The organism is Paenibacillus sp. DRB1-1, from assembly GCF_052119485.1.
Lineage (GTDB): Bacteria > Bacillota > Bacilli > Paenibacillales > Paenibacillaceae > Paenibacillus > Paenibacillus polymyxa_B.
Genome location: NZ_JBODQH010000001.1, coordinates 3,788,103 through 3,810,576 on the forward strand (window position 1 = coordinate 3,788,103; position 22,474 = coordinate 3,810,576).

Annotated in this window: 19 protein-coding genes; 10 read left to right on the plus strand and 9 right to left on the minus strand. The window is 45.8% G+C overall.

The window, feature by feature from the left end; all coding sequences use genetic code 11:
* Window positions 1-7 precede the first annotated feature (7 nt).
* The 3 genes from ACQW03_RS16845 to ACQW03_RS16855 form a co-directional block, all read right to left on the minus strand.
* Window positions 8-1,303 (minus strand): PTS sugar transporter subunit IIC, encoded by a 1,296-nt coding sequence (locus ACQW03_RS16845; protein WP_025722215.1) that lies wholly within the window; start codon window positions 1,301-1,303, stop codon window positions 8-10.
* 18 nt (window positions 1,304-1,321) lie between these two features.
* Window positions 1,322-1,654, minus strand: coding sequence for a PTS lactose/cellobiose transporter subunit IIA (locus tag ACQW03_RS16850; RefSeq protein WP_220028181.1), 333 nt, complete (start codon window positions 1,652-1,654; stop codon window positions 1,322-1,324).
* 158 nt (window positions 1,655-1,812) lie between these two features.
* A complete protein-coding gene (locus ACQW03_RS16855) occupies window positions 1,813-3,738 on the minus strand; it encodes a BglG family transcription antiterminator (protein ID WP_441950723.1) in 1,926 nt (641 codons plus the stop codon).
* Between the two features lie 158 nt (window positions 3,739-3,896).
* Here ACQW03_RS16855 and ACQW03_RS16860 point away from each other — a divergent pair, with 158 nt between their 5' ends.
* Window positions 3,897-4,295, plus strand: a complete 399-nt coding sequence (locus ACQW03_RS16860) for an Rrf2 family transcriptional regulator (protein ID WP_013311738.1) — start codon at window positions 3,897-3,899, stop codon at window positions 4,293-4,295.
* Between the two features lie 113 nt (window positions 4,296-4,408).
* Window positions 4,409-5,314 carry an NAD(P)/FAD-dependent oxidoreductase gene (locus tag ACQW03_RS16865; protein ID WP_441950726.1) on the plus strand — a complete coding sequence of 302 codons (906 nt, stop codon included), beginning with the start codon at window positions 4,409-4,411 and terminating at the stop codon, window positions 5,312-5,314.
* 115 nt (window positions 5,315-5,429) lie between these two features.
* Here ACQW03_RS16865 and ACQW03_RS16870 read toward each other — a convergent pair whose 3' ends face one another.
* Window positions 5,430-6,458, minus strand: a complete 1,029-nt coding sequence (locus tag ACQW03_RS16870; RefSeq protein WP_220030120.1) for a LacI family DNA-binding transcriptional regulator — start codon at window positions 6,456-6,458, stop codon at window positions 5,430-5,432.
* A 244-nt stretch (window positions 6,459-6,702) separates the two neighbouring features.
* Between ACQW03_RS16870 and ACQW03_RS16875 the strand changes: the two genes are divergently transcribed.
* From ACQW03_RS16875 to ACQW03_RS16890, 4 genes are read left to right on the plus strand one after another with little or no spacing between them, the layout of a single operon-like run.
* Window positions 6,703-7,983 carry an apiosidase-like domain-containing protein gene (locus ACQW03_RS16875; RefSeq protein ID WP_441950728.1) on the plus strand — a complete coding sequence of 427 codons (1,281 nt, stop codon included), beginning with the start codon at window positions 6,703-6,705 and terminating at the stop codon, window positions 7,981-7,983.
* 33 nt (window positions 7,984-8,016) lie between these two features.
* Window positions 8,017-9,051, plus strand: coding sequence for a Gfo/Idh/MocA family protein (locus ACQW03_RS16880; RefSeq protein ID WP_441950730.1), 1,035 nt, complete (start codon window positions 8,017-8,019; stop codon window positions 9,049-9,051).
* Between the two features lie 11 nt (window positions 9,052-9,062).
* Window positions 9,063-10,172 (plus strand): ethanolamine utilization protein EutH, encoded by a 1,110-nt coding sequence (eutH, locus tag ACQW03_RS16885; RefSeq protein WP_441950732.1) that lies wholly within the window; start codon window positions 9,063-9,065, stop codon window positions 10,170-10,172.
* Between the two features lie 5 nt (window positions 10,173-10,177).
* Window positions 10,178-12,031, plus strand: coding sequence for a beta-glucoside-specific PTS transporter subunit IIABC (locus tag ACQW03_RS16890; RefSeq protein ID WP_441952415.1), 1,854 nt, complete (start codon window positions 10,178-10,180; stop codon window positions 12,029-12,031).
* Window positions 12,032-12,114: 83 nt separating this feature from the next.
* Here the strand turns inward: ACQW03_RS16890 and ACQW03_RS16895 are convergent, their stop codons facing one another.
* The 4 genes from ACQW03_RS16895 to ACQW03_RS16910 form a co-directional block, all read right to left on the minus strand.
* Complete coding sequence (locus ACQW03_RS16895) at window positions 12,115-13,209, minus strand: glycosyltransferase family 4 protein (RefSeq protein WP_071642697.1); 1,095 nt, start codon at window positions 13,207-13,209, stop codon at window positions 12,115-12,117.
* A gap of 51 nt (window positions 13,210-13,260) precedes the next feature.
* A complete protein-coding gene (locus ACQW03_RS16900; RefSeq protein ID WP_441950734.1) occupies window positions 13,261-14,355 on the minus strand; it encodes a tetratricopeptide repeat-containing glycosyltransferase in 1,095 nt (364 codons plus the stop codon).
* 57 nt (window positions 14,356-14,412) lie between these two features.
* Window positions 14,413-15,504, minus strand: coding sequence for a glycosyltransferase (locus tag ACQW03_RS16905; protein ID WP_441950736.1), 1,092 nt, complete (start codon window positions 15,502-15,504; stop codon window positions 14,413-14,415).
* Window positions 15,505-15,697: 193 nt separating this feature from the next.
* Window positions 15,698-17,278, minus strand: a complete 1,581-nt coding sequence (locus ACQW03_RS16910; RefSeq protein ID WP_441950738.1) for an NTTRR-F1 domain — start codon at window positions 17,276-17,278, stop codon at window positions 15,698-15,700.
* A 626-nt stretch (window positions 17,279-17,904) separates the two neighbouring features.
* Here ACQW03_RS16910 and ACQW03_RS16915 point away from each other — a divergent pair.
* Genes ACQW03_RS16915 through ACQW03_RS16930 form a run of 4 tightly spaced genes read left to right on the plus strand, consistent with a single transcriptional unit; the run spans window position 17,905 to window position 22,071 of the window.
* Window positions 17,905-19,020, plus strand: coding sequence for an ABC transporter ATP-binding protein (locus ACQW03_RS16915; RefSeq protein ID WP_441950740.1), 1,116 nt, complete (start codon window positions 17,905-17,907; stop codon window positions 19,018-19,020).
* On the plus strand, window positions 19,017-19,739 hold the full coding sequence (locus ACQW03_RS16920) for an ABC transporter permease (RefSeq protein ID WP_441950742.1): 723 nt from the start codon (window positions 19,017-19,019) through the stop codon (window positions 19,737-19,739). The genes ACQW03_RS16915 and ACQW03_RS16920 overlap by 4 nt, the downstream gene beginning before the upstream one ends.
* A 5-nt stretch (window positions 19,740-19,744) precedes the next feature.
* A complete protein-coding gene (locus ACQW03_RS16925; protein WP_220025925.1) occupies window positions 19,745-21,136 on the plus strand; it encodes a GldG family protein in 1,392 nt (463 codons plus the stop codon).
* Window positions 21,133-22,071 carry a DUF4340 domain-containing protein gene (locus tag ACQW03_RS16930; RefSeq protein ID WP_441950744.1) on the plus strand — a complete coding sequence of 313 codons (939 nt, stop codon included), beginning with the start codon at window positions 21,133-21,135 and terminating at the stop codon, window positions 22,069-22,071. The genes ACQW03_RS16925 and ACQW03_RS16930 overlap by 4 nt, the downstream gene beginning before the upstream one ends.
* A gap of 75 nt (window positions 22,072-22,146) precedes the next feature.
* Here ACQW03_RS16930 and ACQW03_RS16935 read toward each other — a convergent pair whose 3' ends face one another.
* The gene (locus ACQW03_RS16935) at window positions 22,147-22,350 is read right to left on the minus strand and encodes a hypothetical protein (protein WP_025719488.1); all 204 of its coding nucleotides are present in this window, start codon (window positions 22,348-22,350) and stop codon (window positions 22,147-22,149) included.
* Between the last annotated feature and the right edge of the window lie 124 nt (window positions 22,351-22,474).

Sequence of the window (22,474 nt, forward strand, 5' to 3'; positions counted from 1 at the left end):
TAGCGCATTATTCAGTCGTTCGCTTGTTGGCAATTTTGACGAACGGGAAATAAATGATAATGGCTACCACAATACAAATGATCTGAGTTACGACGGCGCCAATGCTTCCACCTGTAGACAGGTAGGCATTAATAATAGGCGGAGTAGTCCATGGAACCATGACGACGGCTTTACCTGCAAATCCAAGCAACGTCGAGAAGTAACCAATCGTTCCTGTGATGAGCGGAGTAATAATGAAAGGGATAGCCATCAATGGATTCAACATAATCGGAAGTCCAAAAATGACAGGCTCATTAATATTAAACAGACCTGGGCCGAGCGAAAGCTTTGTTATTTCCTTCATATCTTCACGCTTGGAGGCGATCATAATACAAATTAAGAGGGCCAGTGTAATCCCTGAACCACCGATACTCATGTATACGTCCCAGAAAGGCATCGTAATAATGTTCGGAATGGGCAGTCCTTGCTCATAAGCAGTCATGTTGACGGTAATCGCGCCAAGCAGCAGGGGTTCACGAATGGGCTTTACCATTTGGTTCCCGTGAATACCGATCACCCAGAAGATTTGCGCAACCAGCATCAGCACCAGTATACCTGGCAGTCCCTGTACTACGGTCTCCAGAGGTTTTTGCACCACATTATAGACAGCATCGTACAGATAGAGTCCCGTAAATTTATGAAAAAAGAATCCAAACATTGAGAAGACAGTCACCGTAATAATGGTAGGAATGAGTGCGGAGAAAGAAACGGCCACATTGCTGGGAACACTTTCAGGCATTTTGATTTTTAGCTTATCAGACTTGCCCAGTTTGCTGTATAGCTCAACGGATAGGATGCTTATGAAAATACCTAAAAACAAGCTCTTGGTATCCGTAAATTGACGGGCTATGACGTCTGTTACTTTTTGCATTTCACCGTTAACCATCAACTCTATCGTGGTTGGTGTCACAGAGATAAAACAGATTAAAGCAAGCAAACCGGGGAAGAGATTTTTCTCTCCATTAATTTTTCCTAGCTCCAGACCAATCATGAAAACAGCCAGAATGGTAAGGATATTCAAGCTGGCATAGTTAATGCTCGAGAAAATCGGTTTGTACTCAGCCAGGAATGAGAATGGCTTAAAATGGGCCAAACCATTGACCGGGTCCATGACCATATTGGAAATCAGCACAGCAAAGGCACCGACAATAATAACGGGCATCAATGTGATAAAAGCTGATTTGATCGCTATAATATATTTAAAATTGTTGATTGCATTTGCTACCGATGTGAGGCCGTCAACCAGTTTGTCTTTGAAAGCCATGGGATAGCGCCCCTCCCTCTACGATTTCGGTACGAATTGATCAATGCGTTCATACAGGTCTACAAACTCTAAGGCCATATCGCGAATGGTGATGGCATTCATCAAATGATCTTGAGCATGCACCATCATGACGGACATCTCTGTTTTTTCACCCGCTGCTTCCTTACGGATGATTCTGGTTTGAATTTTGTGGGAGGACACCAGTTCTTTTTTTGCTGAAGCTAATTCTTCTTTGGCTTCCCGAAATTTCCCCGCCTTTGCAAGCTCAATCGCCTCCATGGCCGAGCTGCGTGCATTCCCTGCGTATAATATAATTTGGAATACAATCTCTGTATCATCCATGTCCTCCATGTTCACGTCGTGCTCTGTAGATTCATCATTATTCACGTGATCTTCTCTCCTTTCAGTGATCCCTTCGTATGGCTATTATAATTTGGAATCGCTTTCAACATAACGCACATTATTTCCTCTTCTTAACGGAAATAAATCGTTCTTCATACTTCTTATATTCAATAATTTTTATGCAACACTTCTATGAATTCTGTATACGATTTGCAGCGAATAAGCTGTTGGACGAGCTGTTCATTATTTAAAATTTCAAGCAAAATATGATACATAGTCTGTAAATCCTCTGATTTGGTGCGCTGTATGCAGAGCATACAAATAAACTGCACCGGCTTGCCATCCCAGTCGATAGCTTTTTGTAATGTACAGATGGCCCAAAACGTAGAATCTGCGAAAGGTTCCATTGGATGCGGGATCGCGACAAAGTTGCCAAATGAAGTGGGGGAAACGGCTTCACGCTCTATCACAGATTGCAGCAGGGGGCCTTTTACAAGATCTGCTTCGTGTATTTTTTCGGCTATAAATTCAAGCACTTGGAGTTTGTTCTCAAACTTCTGCTGAAGAAAGACCATTTTTTTTCGTACATACTGCACAGCAGGAAGTCTGGCCTCAGAAATGGCTTGTTCAATTTTAGTAATATCGGAACCGCCTAAAAATGTATTCACATGGATCATGGGGATTGAAAGCGGTTCTGAAATGGGGATCGTGCTAATGACAAAGTCCAGTGTATCCAACGGCATTTGTTTCAGTTTATAAAATTCAGTGGTTCCCACGATATCCAACCTGGAACCGAAGACCGATTGAAGCTTGTAATACAGCAGCTTAGCGCTGCCGAGTCCAGAGGCACATACGATCATACATCTTTTGGGCGCGTCCTCCATTTTCTTTCTTTCCATCGCGACTCCGATATGAATGGCTAAATACCCAATTTCATTTTCCTCGATGTGTATATGAAGCCGCTGCTTGATGACCTCCGCAGCAATAATACCTGCTTCAAAGGCAAGCGGGTAATTGGCTTTGATTTCATCCAGCATAGGATTACGCAAATTCATTCCGTATTGATAGCGGTTGATCACCGGTTTGAGGTGAAGGCAAAATGCAATCAGCAATTCTTGATCGTTATGGATGTTCATCTTCAACTGCTGATCAATTTGGTCTAATATTTCGATAGTCAGTTCGTAGATATCTTTATCAATGATCTTTTTAATTTCCACTTCATCCATACGGGCACTAACGACGGTCCTTATACCCAATAGGTGAACAGCAATGTACGCAACTTCAACAAGTGGAAAGGAGTACTTCATGTTTTGTTCCAAGGCGGATACGATCTCAGTCGCCACCCTAAACTCTTTTTGCGCTTCGATTTTTTTCATCTCTTGAGGATAATACGAGACATACCTTTCTTCCCGAATACGCTTACATGCAATAGCGATATGAATGACCAGATTGTTCAGGGCAATGTCCGACAGCTGAATATCATGGATCTCAATACGATCCAGAATCACTTCTCTTATGAATTCCATCTCTTCGTTAGAGATCAGAGGAGGGGGGGACATCTGCTGGTCGCCTATTTCATCTATCCTATTAAATATATAGTCGGAAATGCAATAACGCAGCCTGGCCTCATTACCTTTGACTCGAATACCATGATAGGGTCTATTCTCCAGAGAAAGTCCGTAAGTTGCCAGTAACTTGCGTAGTTCTTTGAGGTCATTCTGTAAAGTAGATCGACTAACATACAGGATCTCGGCTAAATCATCAAGTTTAACATATGCATTGGTAAGCAACAGCTTTTTCATTAAAAAACGATTTCTGGCTTCAGAGGAATTCGCTAGTGGATAGGGCACATTATTTTCATAATCCTTTAATTGCTTCAGCAGATGATGAAATGCTTGTTCGTCCCGAACCTCTAACTTGTAGCCCGTTCCTTTAAGGGATTTAACTGCTGCTCCATGCTTTGACAACAGCGCACCCAATTCCTTTAAATCTGTTCGTATCGTTCGAGAGGATACCTTCAATGCATTTGCCAAGTGTTCTCCTTTGACCATCTGTTCAGCAACTAATATACGAAGAATATCAAAAATACGCAAAACGAGCCCCCTTTCTTAGCTGTTCTGATGAACAGTATACAACGGTTCGAGCGTAACCAAAAGAAGGATTGACAACAGCGTAACTCCTAGATGACCTTGACACACCAGCAGATTCAGAGATATAGTAGACACAATAAGTCTTTGATTGAGGTGTAGTTATGAAATTTACAAAAGCTACAAATTATGCGCTGCACACCATGCTCATGCTCGTTGCTGATTCGTCGGTTAAGCCGGTAGGTGTTCAGCAATTGGCCGAATCCCAAAATGTTTCGCCAACTTATCTTTCGAAAATTTTGACGAGGCTTGTGAAGGCCGGAATGATCGAATCCGTTTCTGGTGCCAATGGAGGCTATCGCCTATCCCGTCATAAAGATGATATTACCTTTTTGGATATTATCCATGCCATTGAAGGTACGAATTCTTTGTTTGAATGTGATTTTGTCCACGGATCTGAGTGCCTGATTCAAGCTGTAATGAGGGAAGCAGAGGAAAAAATGGAACGACATCTAAAAAATACAAAATTGGTCGATTTGGCGCAAAAGCAAACGCAAGTTTAAAAGTAAGCAACTTTAGATAGAAGGAGGGTGGTTGCCAATTATGTAAAGCGTTTTTTTTGTTTTAATGACAGATATAATAAGTCTTTAATATCTTTGAAGAGGAGTTGAGTGTTATGCTGTACGATTGCGCCATTATTGGCGGAGGGGCCGCCGGATTGAATGCAGCCCTCGTGCTGGGCAGGGCAAGAAGAAGTGTGGCTTTGATTGATAATAATCGGCCGAGAAATGCGGTTACGCATGCGTCGCATGGTTTTATTACGAGAGACGGCGTAACGCCAGCCGAGTTCCGCCGTGTAGCTTATGAGGAAGTGCTGCGTTATCCGTCTGTTCATCATCTGCAAACCGAAGTTGTTTCGACTATGAAAAACGAATCCGGATTTGAGGTGCTTGATTCATCAGGTCTTCGCGTTCAAGCACGAAAATTGATATTAGCGACGGGCATAAAGGAGATATTCCCCGAGATCGAAGGTTTTTACCCGTTATACGGGAAAAGTTTGTTTAATTGCCCTTATTGCGACGGCTGGGAGTTGCGGGATCAACCGCTTGTCCTCGTCTCTGAATCGGCGGCTATATTTCATACAGCCAAACTACTCCTTAACTGGAGTAAGGATTTGATCGTCTGTACGAACGGTCATGCATCCCTGTCGGACGAACAAAAAGAACGGCTTCAATCCAAGGGAATTGTGGTAATGGATCAACCTGTTGCGTCGTTCATCGGTCACAATGGGCAGCTGGAGCATGTGTGCTTTACGGATGGCACTCAAGTCCCGAGGGTCGGCGGCTTCGTGACTCCACAGTTTGTACAAAGTGCACCGCTTGGAGAACATTTGGGCTGTGAAAGAACGGAGTCGGGCGGGATCAAGACGGATGAAGCGGGGAGAACCTCCATACCTGGTGTATATGCTGCTGGGGATTCATCGTACTTCATGCCTTCTCAGTTGATTTTTGCCGCGGCCGACGGCAGTCGAACCGCTGCGAGCGTAAATATGGATTTGACAGAGGAAGAGTTCAACGAATGACGAGAAATTGAAAATGTCCAATATGCAATTGGATGATTAAAAAAAGGCCGCCTATATGGCGGCTTTATTTTAAAATCATAGAGACAGTAAGCAATAATAAACCAATGATCATAGGTCATTTCAAGGCTAAACAAGATCTTCTTTCAATAACCTCTGTATTCACAAGAACCTGAGTATGATGCCCCTGATGATTGTTAAGCCTCTCCATAAGCAAGTTGACAGCAGTTCGGGCCAAAATATCCTTTTTCACATGAATAGTTGTGAGTTCCGGGCTAATGACCTTGGCTTCATGAATATTATCAAATCCCATGATGGAAATTTGTTCAGGCACTCGAATGTTCATCTCCTGAAACGTTTTAATGGCACTGATCGCCATATAATCATTTTCGCAAAATAGGGCCGAAGGTAGCTCATTCAATTCATGAATAGCTGTTTTAAATGCGTCCTGTGACATCACAAGCATGGGATGCATATCAAATGTAAGCCCATTTTCTATGGAAAGATTGTGCTCCTCTAAAGCCGCCATAAACCCTTCCTTTCGTTTTTTAAAGTTAAGAATTCTGGTACTGGATTGTACGTATCCTATCTTTCTATGTCCTGACTGAATTAAATATTGGCCTGCCTGATATCCACCAAGATAGTTGTTAATAGATACGAAACTGGCATCGACGTGTTCAAAGCAAGTATCCAAAATCACAATATTGGAATGAATGGATTGTATGGAATGAATAATCTCAGAAGTTAAATTGGTGCCAAGCAGAAGTATGCCTGAAGAGGGCTGATCTTTTTCCAAAGCAGATAACTCTTCTTCGAGGCTATGGCTATCAAAAGACGAAAAAATCAAGGTGTTTCCATGTTCTCTCACCTGATTGGTAATATGATGAATTAATTCATTGAAAAATGGAAGTGAATCATAATGCTCTGTTACGATGTCTGTATTTTTACAGGCCACAAAGCGTATCACATGATGATTTTTAATAACTTCCTTGCTTGTCTTCATGGTGCGTGGTTTATATCCATGCTCTTGGGCAATTTTTAGAATTTGCTCCTTGGTTTCTTCACTGACTCCAGGTTTATTATTAAAAGCAAGAGAGACAGCAGATTTAGAAACACCTGCAAGCCTTGCAATATCATCAATTTTCAATGTGGAACCCCCTATTGAACTAAACTACATAAACTATATCATTACTCAGCAAGAAAGTTTAGCTTATAAACTAAACTAAACTAAATAACTAAAAATAAAAATTTGTTGACCGTTTATGATTTGTAATGTTAATATTCAAGTGTAAAGCGCTTTAATTTAGTTTATTTTGCGAAATAATCATATAAATTTAGTTATTTATTTAGTTTTGTTTAGAGAATTTTGTGAATACAGCAAGAGAGGAACGGTGATTCATTTGAGTTTAAACATTGCTGAAAATCAAAGAAGTTTTACAAAAGAGGACAAACCTTTTTTTTATTTGGCAGATACGGTTTGGAGTGTATTTACCAACGCGACGATAGAGGAGTGGAGCGATTATCTTGACTATCGGAAGATGCAGGGTTTCAATGTGTTGCAAATCAACATGCTCCGACAATGGGATGCAAGTGAATCGGATCTGAATCTACAGCCGTTTGCATTACTGGAAAATGGGGATTTCGACTACCATACATTAAACGAAGCTTATTTTGACCGGGCAGAAACCATGTTGAAAATGGCTGTAGAGCGTGGGTTTGTTCCGGCACTGGTTCTGTTGTGGTGTAACTATGTACCGGATACATGGGCTGAAATGTTCCAAAAGGGTAATAAAATGCCGTTTGAATGCGTGGAACCCTATGTAACGTACGTCGTAAACCGTTTTTCTCGATTTGATCCTATTTTTCTGATTAGCGGGGATAGTGATTTTCCGACTGAACGCGCCAATTCCTATTATTTAAAAGCACTGGAAATTGTACAACAATTAAGCCCTGCAAGCTTAACTACGCTGCATATTCAAGGGAGATTGAGAGAAATTCCTCCAGCCTTTGAGAAACACAAGGGTCTTGGATTCTATATGTATCAATCAGGACATAACTCCCAGTTTCAACATGTAGCCCATGAGATTGCTCAACATTTCTATCATAAGCCAGATATACGGCCTGTCATTAATGGGGAGCCATGTTATGAACAAATTAGTTACAGCCGCAATGTGTATGGCAGATACACAGCACTGGATGCCAGAAAAGCAGCATGGCAAAGTCTCCTCGCAGGCGGGGGAGCGGGAATTACCTACGGGGCGCATGGCATTTGGAGCTGGCACAAGAAAGGAAAGAAATTCGGCATTGTAGAAGGGGAAGGATTCGATAGTCCCTATGATTGGAGAGCGGCATTGCGATTTGAAGGTGCGTGGGATTATTCCTTTATTAAATATTTGTTTGAAATGTATAACCTTATTGGCATAAAGCCGCTAGATATTGTTTTAAACAAGTCAGAGGAAATTAGAGCTGCGGGGAACGAGAATACCCTTATCTTGTATGTCCCATTTAACACGAAGGTGCGACTAAGTATCAACGTGCAGGATTACAAGTTTACAACGATTGATTTAGCCGGGAAGCGGTTTGCCCAAACCGACGTGTCCGTCCAAAAGGATCAATCGGCGCTAGACATGCACAGCTTTGAAAGTGATGTTGTCATCATCGGAACGAAATAAAAACAGAGAAGAATGTGGATGGAGTGAAGCAACATGTGGAAAATCGGTGTTATTGGAACAGGATATTGGTCGGAAAAACATATAAAAGCATGGCAGTTTATCTCGGATGCAGAAATCAAAGGATTTTGTGATCGAAATAAAGACTTACTTTTTGAAAAAGCAGCTCAATTCCATGTACCTACTGAATATTGTTACACCAGCCTGGAGGAGATGTTAAGCGAAGCGGATATTGATGTCGTGGACATCATAACACCCCCTGAGACACATCTCGAACTGGTTAGACTGGCGGCTGCAGCCGGAAAACATATTATGTGCCAAAAACCTTTTGCACGTTCTGTGGAGGAAGCTGAGCAGATTGTAGGTATTGCTGAAGCCGCAGGAGTCAGACTTATGGTGACGGAAAATTGGCGTTGGCTTGAACCATTTCAAATTATAAAAAAATTGCTGGCAGATAATATCGTTGGGAATGTGAATGTTATACGTTACACGCATACCGATTTTTATTCGCCGAGGTTTGCTCCGGAAAAAGAGCTGCCCCAGCCATTTTTCAGAGATATGCCCAAGCTCTTGTTTTATGAAATGGGAGTTCATTGGCTGGATACTTGGCGTTTCTTATTCGGTGAACCTCAGCGTTTGTATGCAGAAACCAAGCGGGTCAGCCCATACACACAGGGAGAAGACACAGGCATTATCATGTTAGGTTATGAACATTATTTTGGTCTTATGGACATGAGCTGGGCGACTCGTAGGGAACTGAATGGGCAGCTTCCAGAGCAGGTTCTTCCCGATCATAAAGAACAGCTGGTGATTGAAGGCGATGAGGCCACCCTCAAATTGTATAACACAGGTAAATTATCTCTCGTTAATAATCAGGGAGTCGAAAAAGTATTGGTTGAAAAGACTGAATTAAACTATGAGGAAAGCCATAAAAAGCTACAGGCTCATTTTATAGATTGTCTTAACACGGGAAAAGAATTTCAAACGAGTGGTCACGACAATATCAAGACCCTTCAGCTTGTATTCGACACCTATGACAGCGCAGAAAATCATAAAGTTCATGTGTATTAAGAGGCAACAGGATGTCCATTAACGATATTGTGATGTATGTTATCGCTCTTTTTTTAGGGCTGGGTGCATTGGATCAATGTTTGGGAAATCGCTGGGGTTTGGGACAAGCCTTCAACAATGGGCTCATGACCATGGGCTCTCTTGCTCTGGTCATGATAGGAATTGTTTCCTTGGCTCCTGTACTGGCCTCATGGTTGATCCCCATTGTTTCACCGTTATATGTGGCAATGGGTGCCGATCCGGCATCCTTTGCTAATACGATATTGGCGGTAGATATGGGAGGATACGCGCTTGCGGCAGAAATGGCGCACAGCCAGCAAGCGGGCTTGTTTTCCTGGGTTTTTCTGGGGACCATGTTTGGCCCAACGCTCGTATTTACGATTCCGGTTGCCCTCGGCATTTTGGGAAAAGAGGATCATCCATATTTTGCAAAAGGTATCTTGATCGGTATCAGTACAATTCCCGTTGGCTGTTTCATAGGGGGAATTACCGCCGGATTTGACGTGATTATGATTTTAAAAAATCTGATCATCCCCATTCTCCTTTCAATAATCATTATGCTGGGTTTACGTCTATTTACGGAGCTTACGATCCGATTGTTCAAGTGGTTTGGTAACGGCATTAGGCTTCTATCCCTTGTCGGTTTGGTAGCAATTGGGATCGAAACCTTAACTGGATTTGTGATCATTCCCAATATGGCTCCGTTGTCTGTCGGTGTGCAAACGGTTGGAACGATTGCTATTGTATTGGCTGGTGCGTTTCCGTTGGTTGCTTGGATTACAAAAACATTTAAAAATCCGCTTGAACGGGTAGGATATTTGCTAAACATAGATTCATCGGCTATTGCAGGTCTGGTAGCTAGTCTTGCACATAATATTCCTACTTTCACTTTAGTTAAAGAGATGGAGCCCAGAGGAAAAGTGATCAGTATTGCTTTTGCTGTCAGTGGATCTTTCGTTCTGGGAGGACATCTTGGCTTTGTAGCAGGAATGGACAAGAATATGGTGATTGCCATGATCGTGGGTAAACTTGCAGGCGGGATAAGTGCCGTAATTGTCGCAGTTATAGCACATCCAGCTACTACGAATAGAAAAATAGAAAGCGCATCCAAGAAGGAGTGAACATGATGGATCATAAAAAAACAGCCAAAGAAGTATTGAGTGCCGTGGGCGGAAATGAAAATGTGAACAGTGTCATTCACTGTGTCACTCGATTGAGATTTAAACTGAAGGATAATCAATTGCCAGATAAAGAAAAGATCAAGCAGATTGACGGTGTCATTACCGTTGTGGAAAGTGGTGGCCAATTTCAGGTGGTCATCGGGAATGAGGTTCCCAAAGTATACGAAGCTCTTTTGGATACAATGGGAGTAAAGCATGGAGATCAAATGGTTGAAGACGACCAAAAAAATGAAAAAGCGAGCCTATTTAGCCGATTTGTCGATGTAATTTCAGGTGTGTTTATGCCCGTTGTGGGTGTGCTCGCTGCTGTGGGGATTCTAAAAGGATTATTGGCCTTATGCACATCCCTGGGCTGGATGACTGATCAGATGGGCACGTATAAAATTTTATATGCGACAGCAGACGCTATGTTTTATTTCTTTCCGGTTATTCTAGGGTTTTCAGCAGGTAAAAAATTTGGAGGAAACCCGTACCTGTCTGCTGTTTTGGGGGCCGCCTTGGTGTATCCGACTATTACTTCCGCCTTTACGGATAAAACGGCGCTGTCCTTTTTGACCATACCTGTCGTTCTGATTAATTATACTTCTTCTGTTATACCTATCATTATTGGATCGTTCTTGGCAGCTAAGGTCGAAAAAATGATAAGTAAGTATGCACCTGTTTCCATTAAAATGTTCATGGTGCCTTTTCTGACCTTGGTCATCATATCACCGCTTGTTTTTCTGGTTGTCGGACCGATAGCAACTATAATCAGCGATGGGTTAGCTAAAGGCTCTATGTGGATTTACCAGTTAAGTCCGGCTGTAGCTGGCCTCGTTCTGGCCGGGTTCTGGCAGGGCATCATCATCTTCGGTCTGCATTGGGCATTCATTCCAATTCTCCTGAATAATGTAGTTACGAACGGATTTGATCCGATTAACGGTATGCTTTTCTGTACGACTTTTGCGCAAACAGGTGCGGCATTTGCCATCGCTTTGAAATCACGCGACCCTAAATTAAAACCCATAGCCACTTCTGCCACAATTGCGGGTTTGATGGGGGTTACTGAACCAGCTATTTACGGGGTTACGTTACCCGCCAAAAAACCATTTATTTTAGCCTCGATCGCTGGAGGTATCGGAGGAGCTGCAGCAGGCTTACTCGGCTCAACGGCATATGGATTTGCCTCAGGCGGCATTTTTGGTATACCTCTATTCATTAATCCAAAAGGCATGGATGCAGGCTTCATCGGCTTTATCGTATCTTTGGTTGTAGCTTTTGTAGTCGCATTTATTCTGACCTATCTTTTCGGTTATAAAAATGTAAAACCTGCGTCTGAGATTAAGGTTGCAGATGAAAACAAAGAGGAAGAAAAAGCGGTATTCAGTCCTCTACACGGCGAGTTGATTCCTTTAACCGCAGTAAAAGATGAAGCTTTTTCCAGTGGCGCGATGGGCCAGGGAGCTGCTATTATTCCGAAAGAAGGAGTAGCCTATGCGCCGTTTAACGGAACTGTTGTTACCGTTTTCAAAACAAAGCATGCCATCGGGCTTATTTCTGAGGATGGAGTTGAACTGCTCATTCACATTGGAATTAATACGGTCAGCTTGAAAGGAAAACATTTCACCTCCTTTGTGTCTGAAGGGGATACGATTCAAAAAGGGGACAAGCTGGTTGAATTCGATCCCAAAGCTATAGAGGATGAAGGATATGATATTACCACATCCGTCATTGTAACCAATACAGCCGTGTACACGGATATCTTAGTTGAAGATTCCAAGGATATTCATGCAGGAGACCGCTTACTTAAGATTAGATAGATTCCAATACTCAAGAATAAAAGGCAAGTTAAAGCTGACGATGGCCCGTATATAAAAAGGGTTGTCGTCAGCTGTTTTTTTAGTTACCTCACACCCAGCGTGTTCATCATCTGCCGGAAGGAGCGCACATATTTGTCTGGTGCCAACAGGTTAACGATTCGCTCCAGCCCTTTTCTGCGGATAGATTCGCGTTGAGGTACGTTGTTCATCAGGTCTAGTCCTTGCAGTATCGCCTGCAAGATGTCTCCCTGCTGATAAAATTTACCGGTTTCGTTGTGGTCAATGAATGCTCGTACTCCGTCTGAATCAGAGCTTAATACCGGGCAACGACAGGCCATCGCCTCAGCAACCGCATAGCCGAAGCCCTCCACCAGCGAGGTTGATAGCAGGTAGCCACCTGAGTCGCCAATCATGGAGTAATACAGGGGCATTTGGGCATGAGGCACCCTTTTAAAGCGCTCGATAATTGAGGACATGCCAAGCTGAGCAAGCATGTTCTCGAATTGTATTTTATCCTCCGGCTGAGACAAGGTGTCATCATAAAACATCCAGATTCGAAGATCCGAACGGTTTTGCAGCATCCAGTAAGAAATGTCGACAAAATGCCTCCAGTTCTTGTTGGGCTCCAATCGCCCAACCCAGGCAATAATCGGATTGATCGGAGGAGTGTTAGGTACATAATTAAATACGCTGGTATCCAGTACGTTTGGAAACACGTAGCGATTAAGCCATGGACACATGCTGGAGAATAAGTTCACTAAATGAGTCGTATCTGGCAGGAGCACCGCATCGGCGTACTTTTGAAGATACGGAGCCGCATCCGCGACTACCCATGCCGCTTCCTCGTGTGGGCCAAAGCCTTGCGATTCATAGATTAATACCCCCTGATAGCCCAACATTCTCAGTCTGGGGAGCATGGGGTAGTCCGAAGAGACGATAATTGCATCATAGCGATGAGCCTCCACCAGTTTTCGAATTTCTTCTTCAGAAGAGGTCATGAACACTGGAATATCGCCGTGCAGGTTTTGCATCCCGGTCCCCTGCTGATAATAGAGAAGGTGACACTCAATCCCGTCCTGAATGAGCACTTTACAGCGTTGGCGGTTCAAGGTTTCCACACCGCCGCTGGGTATATAAAAAGTAAATAGAATTTTGATCTCAATAACCTCCTTTGCCAAACGCAAGCTCCTATACCAAGTTATTCAACCTACAGGGCGGGGTGTGGGTTTCTATGGAAGCCTAGATTGAATTAGCGCATAATTATGGCTAAGGCGAAAATCGTCCGGGGAGCGCTCTGTTGCTTCTCTCGCAAATTTACATGCTTTGTGTAAAAGGCCTAACTCGTAGCAAGCGAGGGCACCAAGATCATACAGTGTGGCGTCCCAGCAAAAATCCTCTTGCATGTACGTATCCGGTCGTGTTGAAATACGCAACGCTTCTTCAACCATATGATAGACAGCGGACCAGTTCCGTGTATGATAGGCCAGCTGAGCCATTTCGGTGTAAGGTTCACGTAAATACGGTGCTTCCGCAATAGCCCGGTATAACCAACGTGTTGCCTCCTGCCATTGTTCACGTGCTTTATAGGCTCTAGAAATAAAGCGCATCGAAGCGCTGCGTTCATCTGCCCAGCTTGCCTGCGGCATGGCAAGATGTTGTTGCAGTGTAGCAATGCACTCGTCCCAACGGCCATGATACATATATTCCCGCCCCAAGTAATGCATGTTGCGGTCATCCTCGGGAAACTCGCGCACGGACTGCTCTAGCAGTGGAAGGTATTGGCTGCGGGACTTGTGCGGATCGGGATCATGATACAAGCGGAGCTGGTCTGATCGGATGCTGCGTTCTTCACCCACCCCGATATATTCAAGCACCTCGTGAACCGGGCGTACCCAGCGGTAACCGTGACGAGTGTGTATTTTTTCTTTCCAGAACCATGTATAAACGGTATCTTGCCCAGGCTGTCCATGTGTAAAGGCATATAGCATCCGGGTAGTTCCTACCCTCCAGTTGCGTTCCAGCCGCGACCGCCAACCTTCCTCCCAGACTTCGTCCAGATCCGTACAGACACAAATATCTATATCGTCAGGGACCAGCCGTAGGGACTCATTACGAGCCTTGTCAAAACGCCAAGGGTTTACCTGGATGCGATGCACCTCTGCACCCGCTTCGCGTAGCAGGGAAACAGTATCGTCTGTAGAGCCGGTGTCCGCTACAATGACAACATCGGCTTCACGCATGGTGTGCATCCAGCGTTTGGCGAATCGGGCTTCATTTTTGCTAATGGCATAGACAGCTATCTTGTACCGATTCGATTGTTGCATTCCGCTTGCTCCTCCTTTGACTTACTAAAAGATTGAGGGGGGGTATGGGGGACACCTTTATTGGGGAGGATTCAGGATTGAGCTGAAAAATTGCCGATTATGCAGGACATGCAGGTCGTTGGGAATGTACGTGGCAGCTTGCTCGTTGTGCCAATTCGCACGTGTGTAATCCTTCATCCGAAAATGGCAAATGCATAGCTGGATATGAGGAAACCACGTTTGGTACGCGTCCTGTACCGGGCCCATCGTGTCGGGAGGATTCAGAGTGGTAGCCATGTCGTACCAATAAATAGCTTTGGAGATCTCGTTTTTATGCAAAAAATAATGACCTATCCGACAGCATAGATCTGCCCTGGGCGTATCGAAGGTCAAACTATGGAGAGCCGCGGTAATACTTTGCTCCAGCTTGCCAAGTTGTTGCAGACAGTCGGCCATTTTGCTACATGCACTAATCGCATCCTCTACCCAGCATTGTCCGGTATCCAGAAAATTTCGGTAAGCCTGCACGGCCTGTTCATATCTTTCATTATCTCTTAACTCGTTAGCGTAATAGTAGAGGTCACGAGGAGAGAAGGCATGACCTTGGGCGAGCAACTTCTCATAAATTCGCAGATTTCTTCCTGGAGAGACTGTATGTGTTCTGGTGTGAGTTATGGCGATATCGGCATGTTGAATATTTCCGTCTACGGCGAGGTACTCATGCACGGCTCCGTGCCAACGGAATCCGGCAGACCTTTTGATCAAGCGGTTTCGGCGAAAATGTAGGGTGACATTGCCATGATCATCAAAGGCATAATGATAATTCATAGACACGGAATCGACGGTTGGTACGGCTGAGGAATCAAGGGTATGCTTTAGCTCAAGCAGCTTGACGGCATCTTGCTCTTTCAAAATATCATCGGCATCAAGCCAGAGAATGTACTCCTTCGTAGCTTGCTCAAACGAATAGTTACGTGCAAGGGCAAAATGATCTACCCATTCAAATGGAAAAATTCGATCTGTAAAGTTGCGACATATGTCAATGGTCCGATCCTGTGAACCTGTGTCCACGATGTTGATTTCATCCACAATATGATGGACCGATTCCAGGCAACGGCCAATGGTATTTTGATCATTTTTGACGATCATGCACAGGCTGATACTGATCAATTGAGCATCACTCCTTTGGGAACCATCTAAGGGTTCAGATCAAACATAAAGTTGGATTTTTAAAAGAGGCCTGAGTTATAGAAACCCTGCCGCAATCGCGGCAGGGCATGGATGACAAAGCCTTAACATGCTGTGCGGCTTTGTCGATAAGGTATGGTATATCGCTTAAACATGATGTGACAGAAAAGGGAGGTTAGAGTCCGGTAGGCCCCGTAGGTCCAGTCGGTCCCGTAGGTCCAGTTGGTCCAATCGGTCCTTCTGGGCCTGTGTCTCCAGTTGGTCCAATCGGTCCAGTCGGCCCTGTAGGTCCAGTAACACCTGTATCACCCGTAGCGCCCGTAGGTCCGACAGGTCCAGTAACACCAGTGTCGCCCGTGGCGCCTGTAGGTCCGACTGGCCCAGTAACACCAGTGTCGCCCGTGGCGCCTGTAGGTCCGACAGGTCCGGTAGCACCAGTGTCGCCCGTGGCGCCAGTCGGCCCGACAGGTCCGGTAAATCCAAGGCCGAATGGTCCAGTAGGTCCAGTCGGCCCGATAGGTCCGGTAGCGCCTGTGTCGCCAATAGGCCCGATAGGCCCGATAGGTCCAGCAGGTCCGGTAACACCTGTATCACCCGTAGCGCCCGTAGGTCCGACAGGTCCGGTAACGCCCGTGTCGCCCGTGGCGCCAGTAGGTCCGACAGGTCCGGTAGCACCTGTATCACCCGTGGCACCAGTAGGTCCGACAGGTCCGGTAACGCCAGTGTCACCCGTGGCACCAGTAGGTCCGACAGGTCCAGTAACACCAGTGTCACCCGTGGCGCCAGTAGGTCCGACAGGTCCGGTAGCACCTGTATCACCCGTGGCACCCGTAGGCCCGACAGGTCCGGTAGCACCTGTATCACCCGTGGCACCCGTAGGCCCGACAGGTCCGGTAGCACCTGTATCACCCGTGGCACCAGTAGGTCCGACAGGTCCGGTAACGCCCGTGTCGCCCGTGGCGCCAGTAGGTCCGACAGGTCCAGTAACACCAGTGTCGCCCGTGGCACCAGTAGGTCCGACAGGTCCGGTAACGCCCGTGTCGCCCGTGGCACCAGTAGGTCCGACAGGTCCGGTAACGCCCGTGTCGCCCGTGGCGCCAGTAGGTCCGACAGGTCCAGTAACACCAGTGTCGCCCGTAGCGCCAGTAGGCCCGACAGGTCCGCCAATGCCCGTGGCGCCTGTGGCACCCGCAGGCCCCGTAGCACCTGTAGTGCCACTTGCGCCAGTAGCACCTGTAGGCCCGGCAGGTCCGGCTGGACCCACAGCTCCAGTTGCACTTGCTTTAACAAGAGCAACGGCATCAATGGCTACATCAGCAGTATTAGCCAAGGCATTTTTACTAATAACCAAAAAGGCATAGGCTGCGTTGGCTGGAACAGGAGCTGTTACTTCATATAGGCTTTGCCATGTTCCGTTCACAGCGTCTGGCAGTGTGCCTGCGCTCAAATAGGTAGTTAGCCCCGTGCCAAGGAAGCTAAAGGCTGCGTCATAGTAAATCAGAAATATGTTAACTTGAGGACTGGACAGGCTTCCTATTTTTGCAGCTGAAAGGCTTAACGTATAGCTTTCGCCTGGTGCAGCAAAAACGACCTGGGAAAGAGATGCATCTACTGCGCCTCCTGCCAGGATCGCACTATAAAAGTTTGTCTTTTTTACAGATAAGTTAGTGACAGTCACATTGACAGAGCTCCAAAAAAGGGTTGATCCGATCTCGAAGTCGCCGTTAGAAACTAGATTGGTAAACAATACACTCATCGCTTTTATACACTCCCTTCACACGTTGTAATGATAGTAGATGCGAATCCATATCCTAGCGAACCGTACAAGTTTACGAGGGCAGATGTGTATTTTTGTGTTCACATTTCAGACACATTATTTTAAGCTTCTATTTAAGTGACGTTAAGCTAGAGTTATATGTGGGGGATTATCATTAGAATTTAAAAGTGTAGCATGAAGTGCGAGAGACCGCTCCGCGAAGGCTTTGAGCTTCCGATCGCTGTTGCTGTAGGATTCTTCTTTGATTAGATAAGACATATAAAGGTAAGAATCCTACAGCAAAGGCGAACGCTGGCGCTTCTCCAGCTTCAAATCCTCCGCTTCGCTGCTACCCGCTACTCATGCAACATTTTAGGTGGGAGGGAAGTAGGGGGAGACCGCTCCGCGAAGGCTTTGAGCTTCCGATCGCTGGCGCTTCTCCAGCTTCAAATCCTCCGCTTCGCTGCTACTCGCTACTCATGCAACATTTTAGGTGGGAGGAAAGTAGGGGGAGACCGCTCCGTGAAGGCTTTGAGCTTCCGATCGCTGCTACCTGCTACTCATGCAACATTTTGGGGTAGGGGAGCAGCAGGGAGAAGATTACGATAAAAGAAAGGGTGAAACATGTGCTCAAAGTGCAGCAGGTGAGCAAGTGGTATGAGGGCAACCGGGGTGTACATAAGCTGGATTTTGAAATGCAGCGCGGTGAAATTGTTGGTTTTCTGGGGCCGAATGGTGCGGGTAAAACGACGACGATGCGCATGATTACAGGGTATCTTCAACCCAACGAGGGAGTAATTACGATTGACGGTATCCCGATTCAGGATAAGGGTAGACAGGCCCGTTCCAAAATCGGTTATCTGCCAGAGACTCCCCCTTTGTATGAGGATATGTCCGTAAGATCCTATTTAAAGTTTGTAGCTAGTATTCGGGACGTGCCTGCGAGAGAGCAGAAGCTGCGTATTTCGGAGATGATGTCCCGACTGGGACTGAATGGGCGGGAAAAACAATTAGTCCGCAGTTTGTCCAAAGGGTATAAACAGCGCTTGGGACTGGCAGGTGCGATTATTCATAACCCGGATTTATTGGTACTGGATGAACCGACCTCAGGTTTGGACCCCAATCAGATTTTGGAGATTCGTCAGCTTATTCAGGAGATTGGCGAAAATCATACGGTACTGCTAAGTACGCATATATTGCCTGAGGTGGATGCTTTGTGTAATCGTGTTCTCATCATCCATGAAGGGAAACTGGTCATGGATGGGCGCCCTGACGCGCTCGGCGGTTCGATGGAAGATGGATTCAAGGTGAAGGTGGAGGTTAAAGGCAAGCGTGAGCAGGTGCTGGATGTCCTGCGTACTTGGGGAAAAGTAGAGGTTGAATCTATGGCGACCATGCTATCTCCAGCGAACACGGAGCTGACTGCCGCAGAGCCAGATATGACCGGATTGCTACTCACAGGAGACTCAGGTGAGGATTTTCGCGAAGAACTATTTTATGTGCTGTCTGATGCGAAGCTTCCGATTTTGGAGATGAAAAAAGAAAACCTTAGCTTGGAAAATATCTTCCAGCAGTTAACGACCCGCGAGACGGAAGAAGGTCAGGTCGGCGATCCAGCAGTACAAGACCTACATTCCTCGGAGACTGCAGCACCTACGGCCATCACGGTGGAGCATGGAGAAACTGCGTCCAGCGACGATAAGGCTGAAGAAGATAAGGATACAGGAGGTAATCGGTCATGAGGCGTTTGTTCGCGGTCTGTCAAAAAGAGCTGCAAGCCTATCTGTGGACACCAACGTCGTATTTTGCGCTTGCAGTGTACATGCTGCTGACGGGGTTGCTTTTTTATACAAATTTTGTTATGTATCAGCCTAGCATTCTGGACTATCGGCTGGTACTCGGTGACACCTTGTCCATGCTGGTGTTCGTCGTCCCATTGCTCACGATGAGGCTGGTTGCGGAGGAATTCAGGCAAGGTACGGATGAACTGCTGCTTACCTCACCTGTGAGTGTGACGGAAATGATCGTGGGTAAATTTTTGGCGTCGCTGGGCATGTTGCTCATATTGGTGCTGTGCAGTCTAGCGTATCCGGTCGTGATGTCCTTTTATGGGTCGCTGGATTGGACGCTGGTATTTACATCTGTGATCGGTCTGTTTATGCTTGGCGCAGCCATGATGGCGATCGGCTTATTCGCTTCAACGCTTTCACAGCATCAGATGATGTCGGCGGTCGTCAGTTTTATTATTTTACTTGTGTTCTGGATGCTGGATTCGTTTGGAGGCCAGACGGGTGCATCTGCGGCGGTACAGCAATGGCTGGAACCTTTTTCACTAACCGCACGGTTTGACAGTTTCACCAAAGGATTGCTGAATGGAGCCGATGTGATGTACTACGTGACGGTGGCGGTGCTCTTTTTGCTATTCAGCATCCAAGTGGTTGAACGGAAACGGTGGAGGTAATGAATATGAAAAAATGGCTGGGTCATACCAATAGTGTGATACTATCGATTGCTGCTGTAGGGATTTTTATTTTATTGACGTTATTTCTGCGGTCGTTGGGTGGCTTTCAACTGGATTTGACGGCAGGCAAGCAGTATACGCTGTCTGACCAAACGTTGACGACCATCCAGGGTGTAAAGGAAGACGTACGGCTCATTGCTTTTACCGTATCCACTTCACAAAATCAGAAGCTGAACCGGGATGTTGCGGATATGCTGAATGAATACGCCAAGCGTAACAACAAGCTCAAGGTCGAGCAATACGATCTGAATCAGGAACCGATACTGGCCAAGCAATATGGTGTTACTTCAGCGTCTATTGTGTTGGTGCAAGGGGAGAAGAAGCGGGTTATAGATATTGGGAGTCTATTTACGCAGGCTCAGGGGAGTGGTGAAGGGGCATACCAATTTACCGGGGAAGAAAAGCTGACTAGTGGACTGCTGGGATTATCATCTACCCGTCAAGGGAAAGTGGTCTTTCTGACTGGACATGAGGAAATCCCATTGTCCCAAATGACTGAATTAAGCAGCTCACTGTCACAAGATAATGTGAAAACAGAGGAAGTTCAGCTCAATCAGGCGGGGAGCGTGCCCAAAGATGCGTCTGTATTGGCTATTGTCGGACCAGAACGTGATATCAGTGCAACGGAACTGAAGAGTATTCGTACGTATCTGAATGATGGCGGAAAGCTTTTTATGGCGCTAGGCTTTCACCCGAACATGGGGTCCGATTGGAAAAACCTTGATGCATTAGCGGCTGATTATGGAGTGAAGGATACTCATGCCATCGTGGTGGATCAGGAACAGACGAATACACTTGGACCTCTATGGACGGTTCCTACCTTCGGCAGTCATGCGATCACCGATAAGTTGGCGGCTTCCAATCTGTACCCGGTTCTTTCACTGTCTATTGCTTTGCAGGCAGGGGAGCCAAAGGATTGGAAGACGACGCTTTTGATGAAATCTTCTGCAGCCAGCTATGGTGAAACGAATATCCAAGGGCTGCTGAACAACGAAACGCAGAAGGATGACAAGGACCCGCAGGGGCCGCTGAATCTCGGTTATGCAGTAGAAGGGAAAGACGGTAAGCCCAAAGCCGTTATTCTCGGAACGTCTGCCCTTTTAAGCGACACTGAGATCAGCACAGGAGGCAATCGAGACTTTGTGCTGAACAGTCTGAATTATGTGCAGGAACATTCTGATGGGCTCACCATTCGTCCTCGTCAGGAGCAGGATTATAAGGTAGCTTACTTGACTCCTGCACAAGCAAAAACGATATTGACCATATCTGTCATCGGATTGCCGTTGCTATTCGCGGTCATCGGAATCTTATTATGGTGGAGGCGAAGAAGAGCATGAGAAAATGGATACCCACAGTGCTACTGTTAGTTGTATTGGGAGCGGGTATAATCTATGCAAAAAGCCAAAACTTCTTTCGTGAACAAGCGCCGGCGGCTCGCCAGCTGGTTCAGCTAACGCAAGAGAATATTACGTCTTTCGCGATCACTGGAAAGGACGGCAAGTCGGTGGAACTTGAACAACATGATGGTCAATGGAGTATGAGTAAGCCACGGACTTACCCGCTAAACCAATATACAATAGGCAATTGGCTAGCAGCGATTCAAAATGTAAAGTTGGGTGAAGTGGTGGAATCTTCTCCTACAGACGTAGCCAAATATGGGATCAGCGCTACCCATGATCAGATTGAGATTAAGACCAAGAAGGGCGACGTTCGTACCTTTGCCTTCGGTGAAACGTTGCCTTCCGGAGATGCTGTTTATGTATTATCAGACAAAAAAGAGATAGCTTCTGTACCTATAGATACACTTTCAGGGTTGTTGCTGGGTGCTGATGATTTTATAGATACAACGCCGTTCGATTGGGACGATACCAAGCTGAGCGGAATAGAGTGGGAAGGCCAAAATGCTTCATGGATGCTCAAATCCTCCGGTAACAGCGGAACCGAAGACAGTGCTTCCACATCTTGGACGCTGAACGGAAAGTCAGTGGCCAATGACACGGCGACTTCCCTCTCGCAGCAAATCAAAAACCTGGCCAGCAGTCAGGCCTTGCGCAAAGCCTCCGAGCTGAGCAAGCCAGTTCACCGCTTTACGCTGAGTATATCGCTGGGTAAGGATGATTCCCAGCTGGTCTATCAGGGCTGGACGCTGAGCGATGATCCAGATACCGTATGGGTTGTGCCGCCACAAAGTAACTGGGCTTATGGTCTGTCAGTATCTGACGTGAACCGTACTGAACAGAATGGCCACGACCAAGCTCAGACTGGAAAATAATTATTAGAAATTAAATTAGCTGCACAAAGAGGCTCCAACGGCGGATGATCGTCGTCTGGAGCTTCTTTGTGTTCGTTATTCGTCAGGTTTGCTGCTTTTGGAAGAAGAGCTGTTCGTGTCGTTTAAATCTTGGATAACCTGAATCAGCTCATGAAGCGAGAGATCCAGCTTATCCAGCTTTTCTTCCATCGTGTGCAGGATGTGCCGCAACAAAATAAAACAAAGTCCAGCCGGAAAGCCTACGTTGGTAACCAGAGAAAGAGCATCATCCATTTGCAATGTATTCCCTCCTTTTTAGCCATATATAAAGGAAGGTAAATTAAAAGAACCATATACAACTGCATGTAAAAATAGTATAATAAATAAGAACAAATGTTCTGTTTTGGTTGTGAAATAGGTTTGC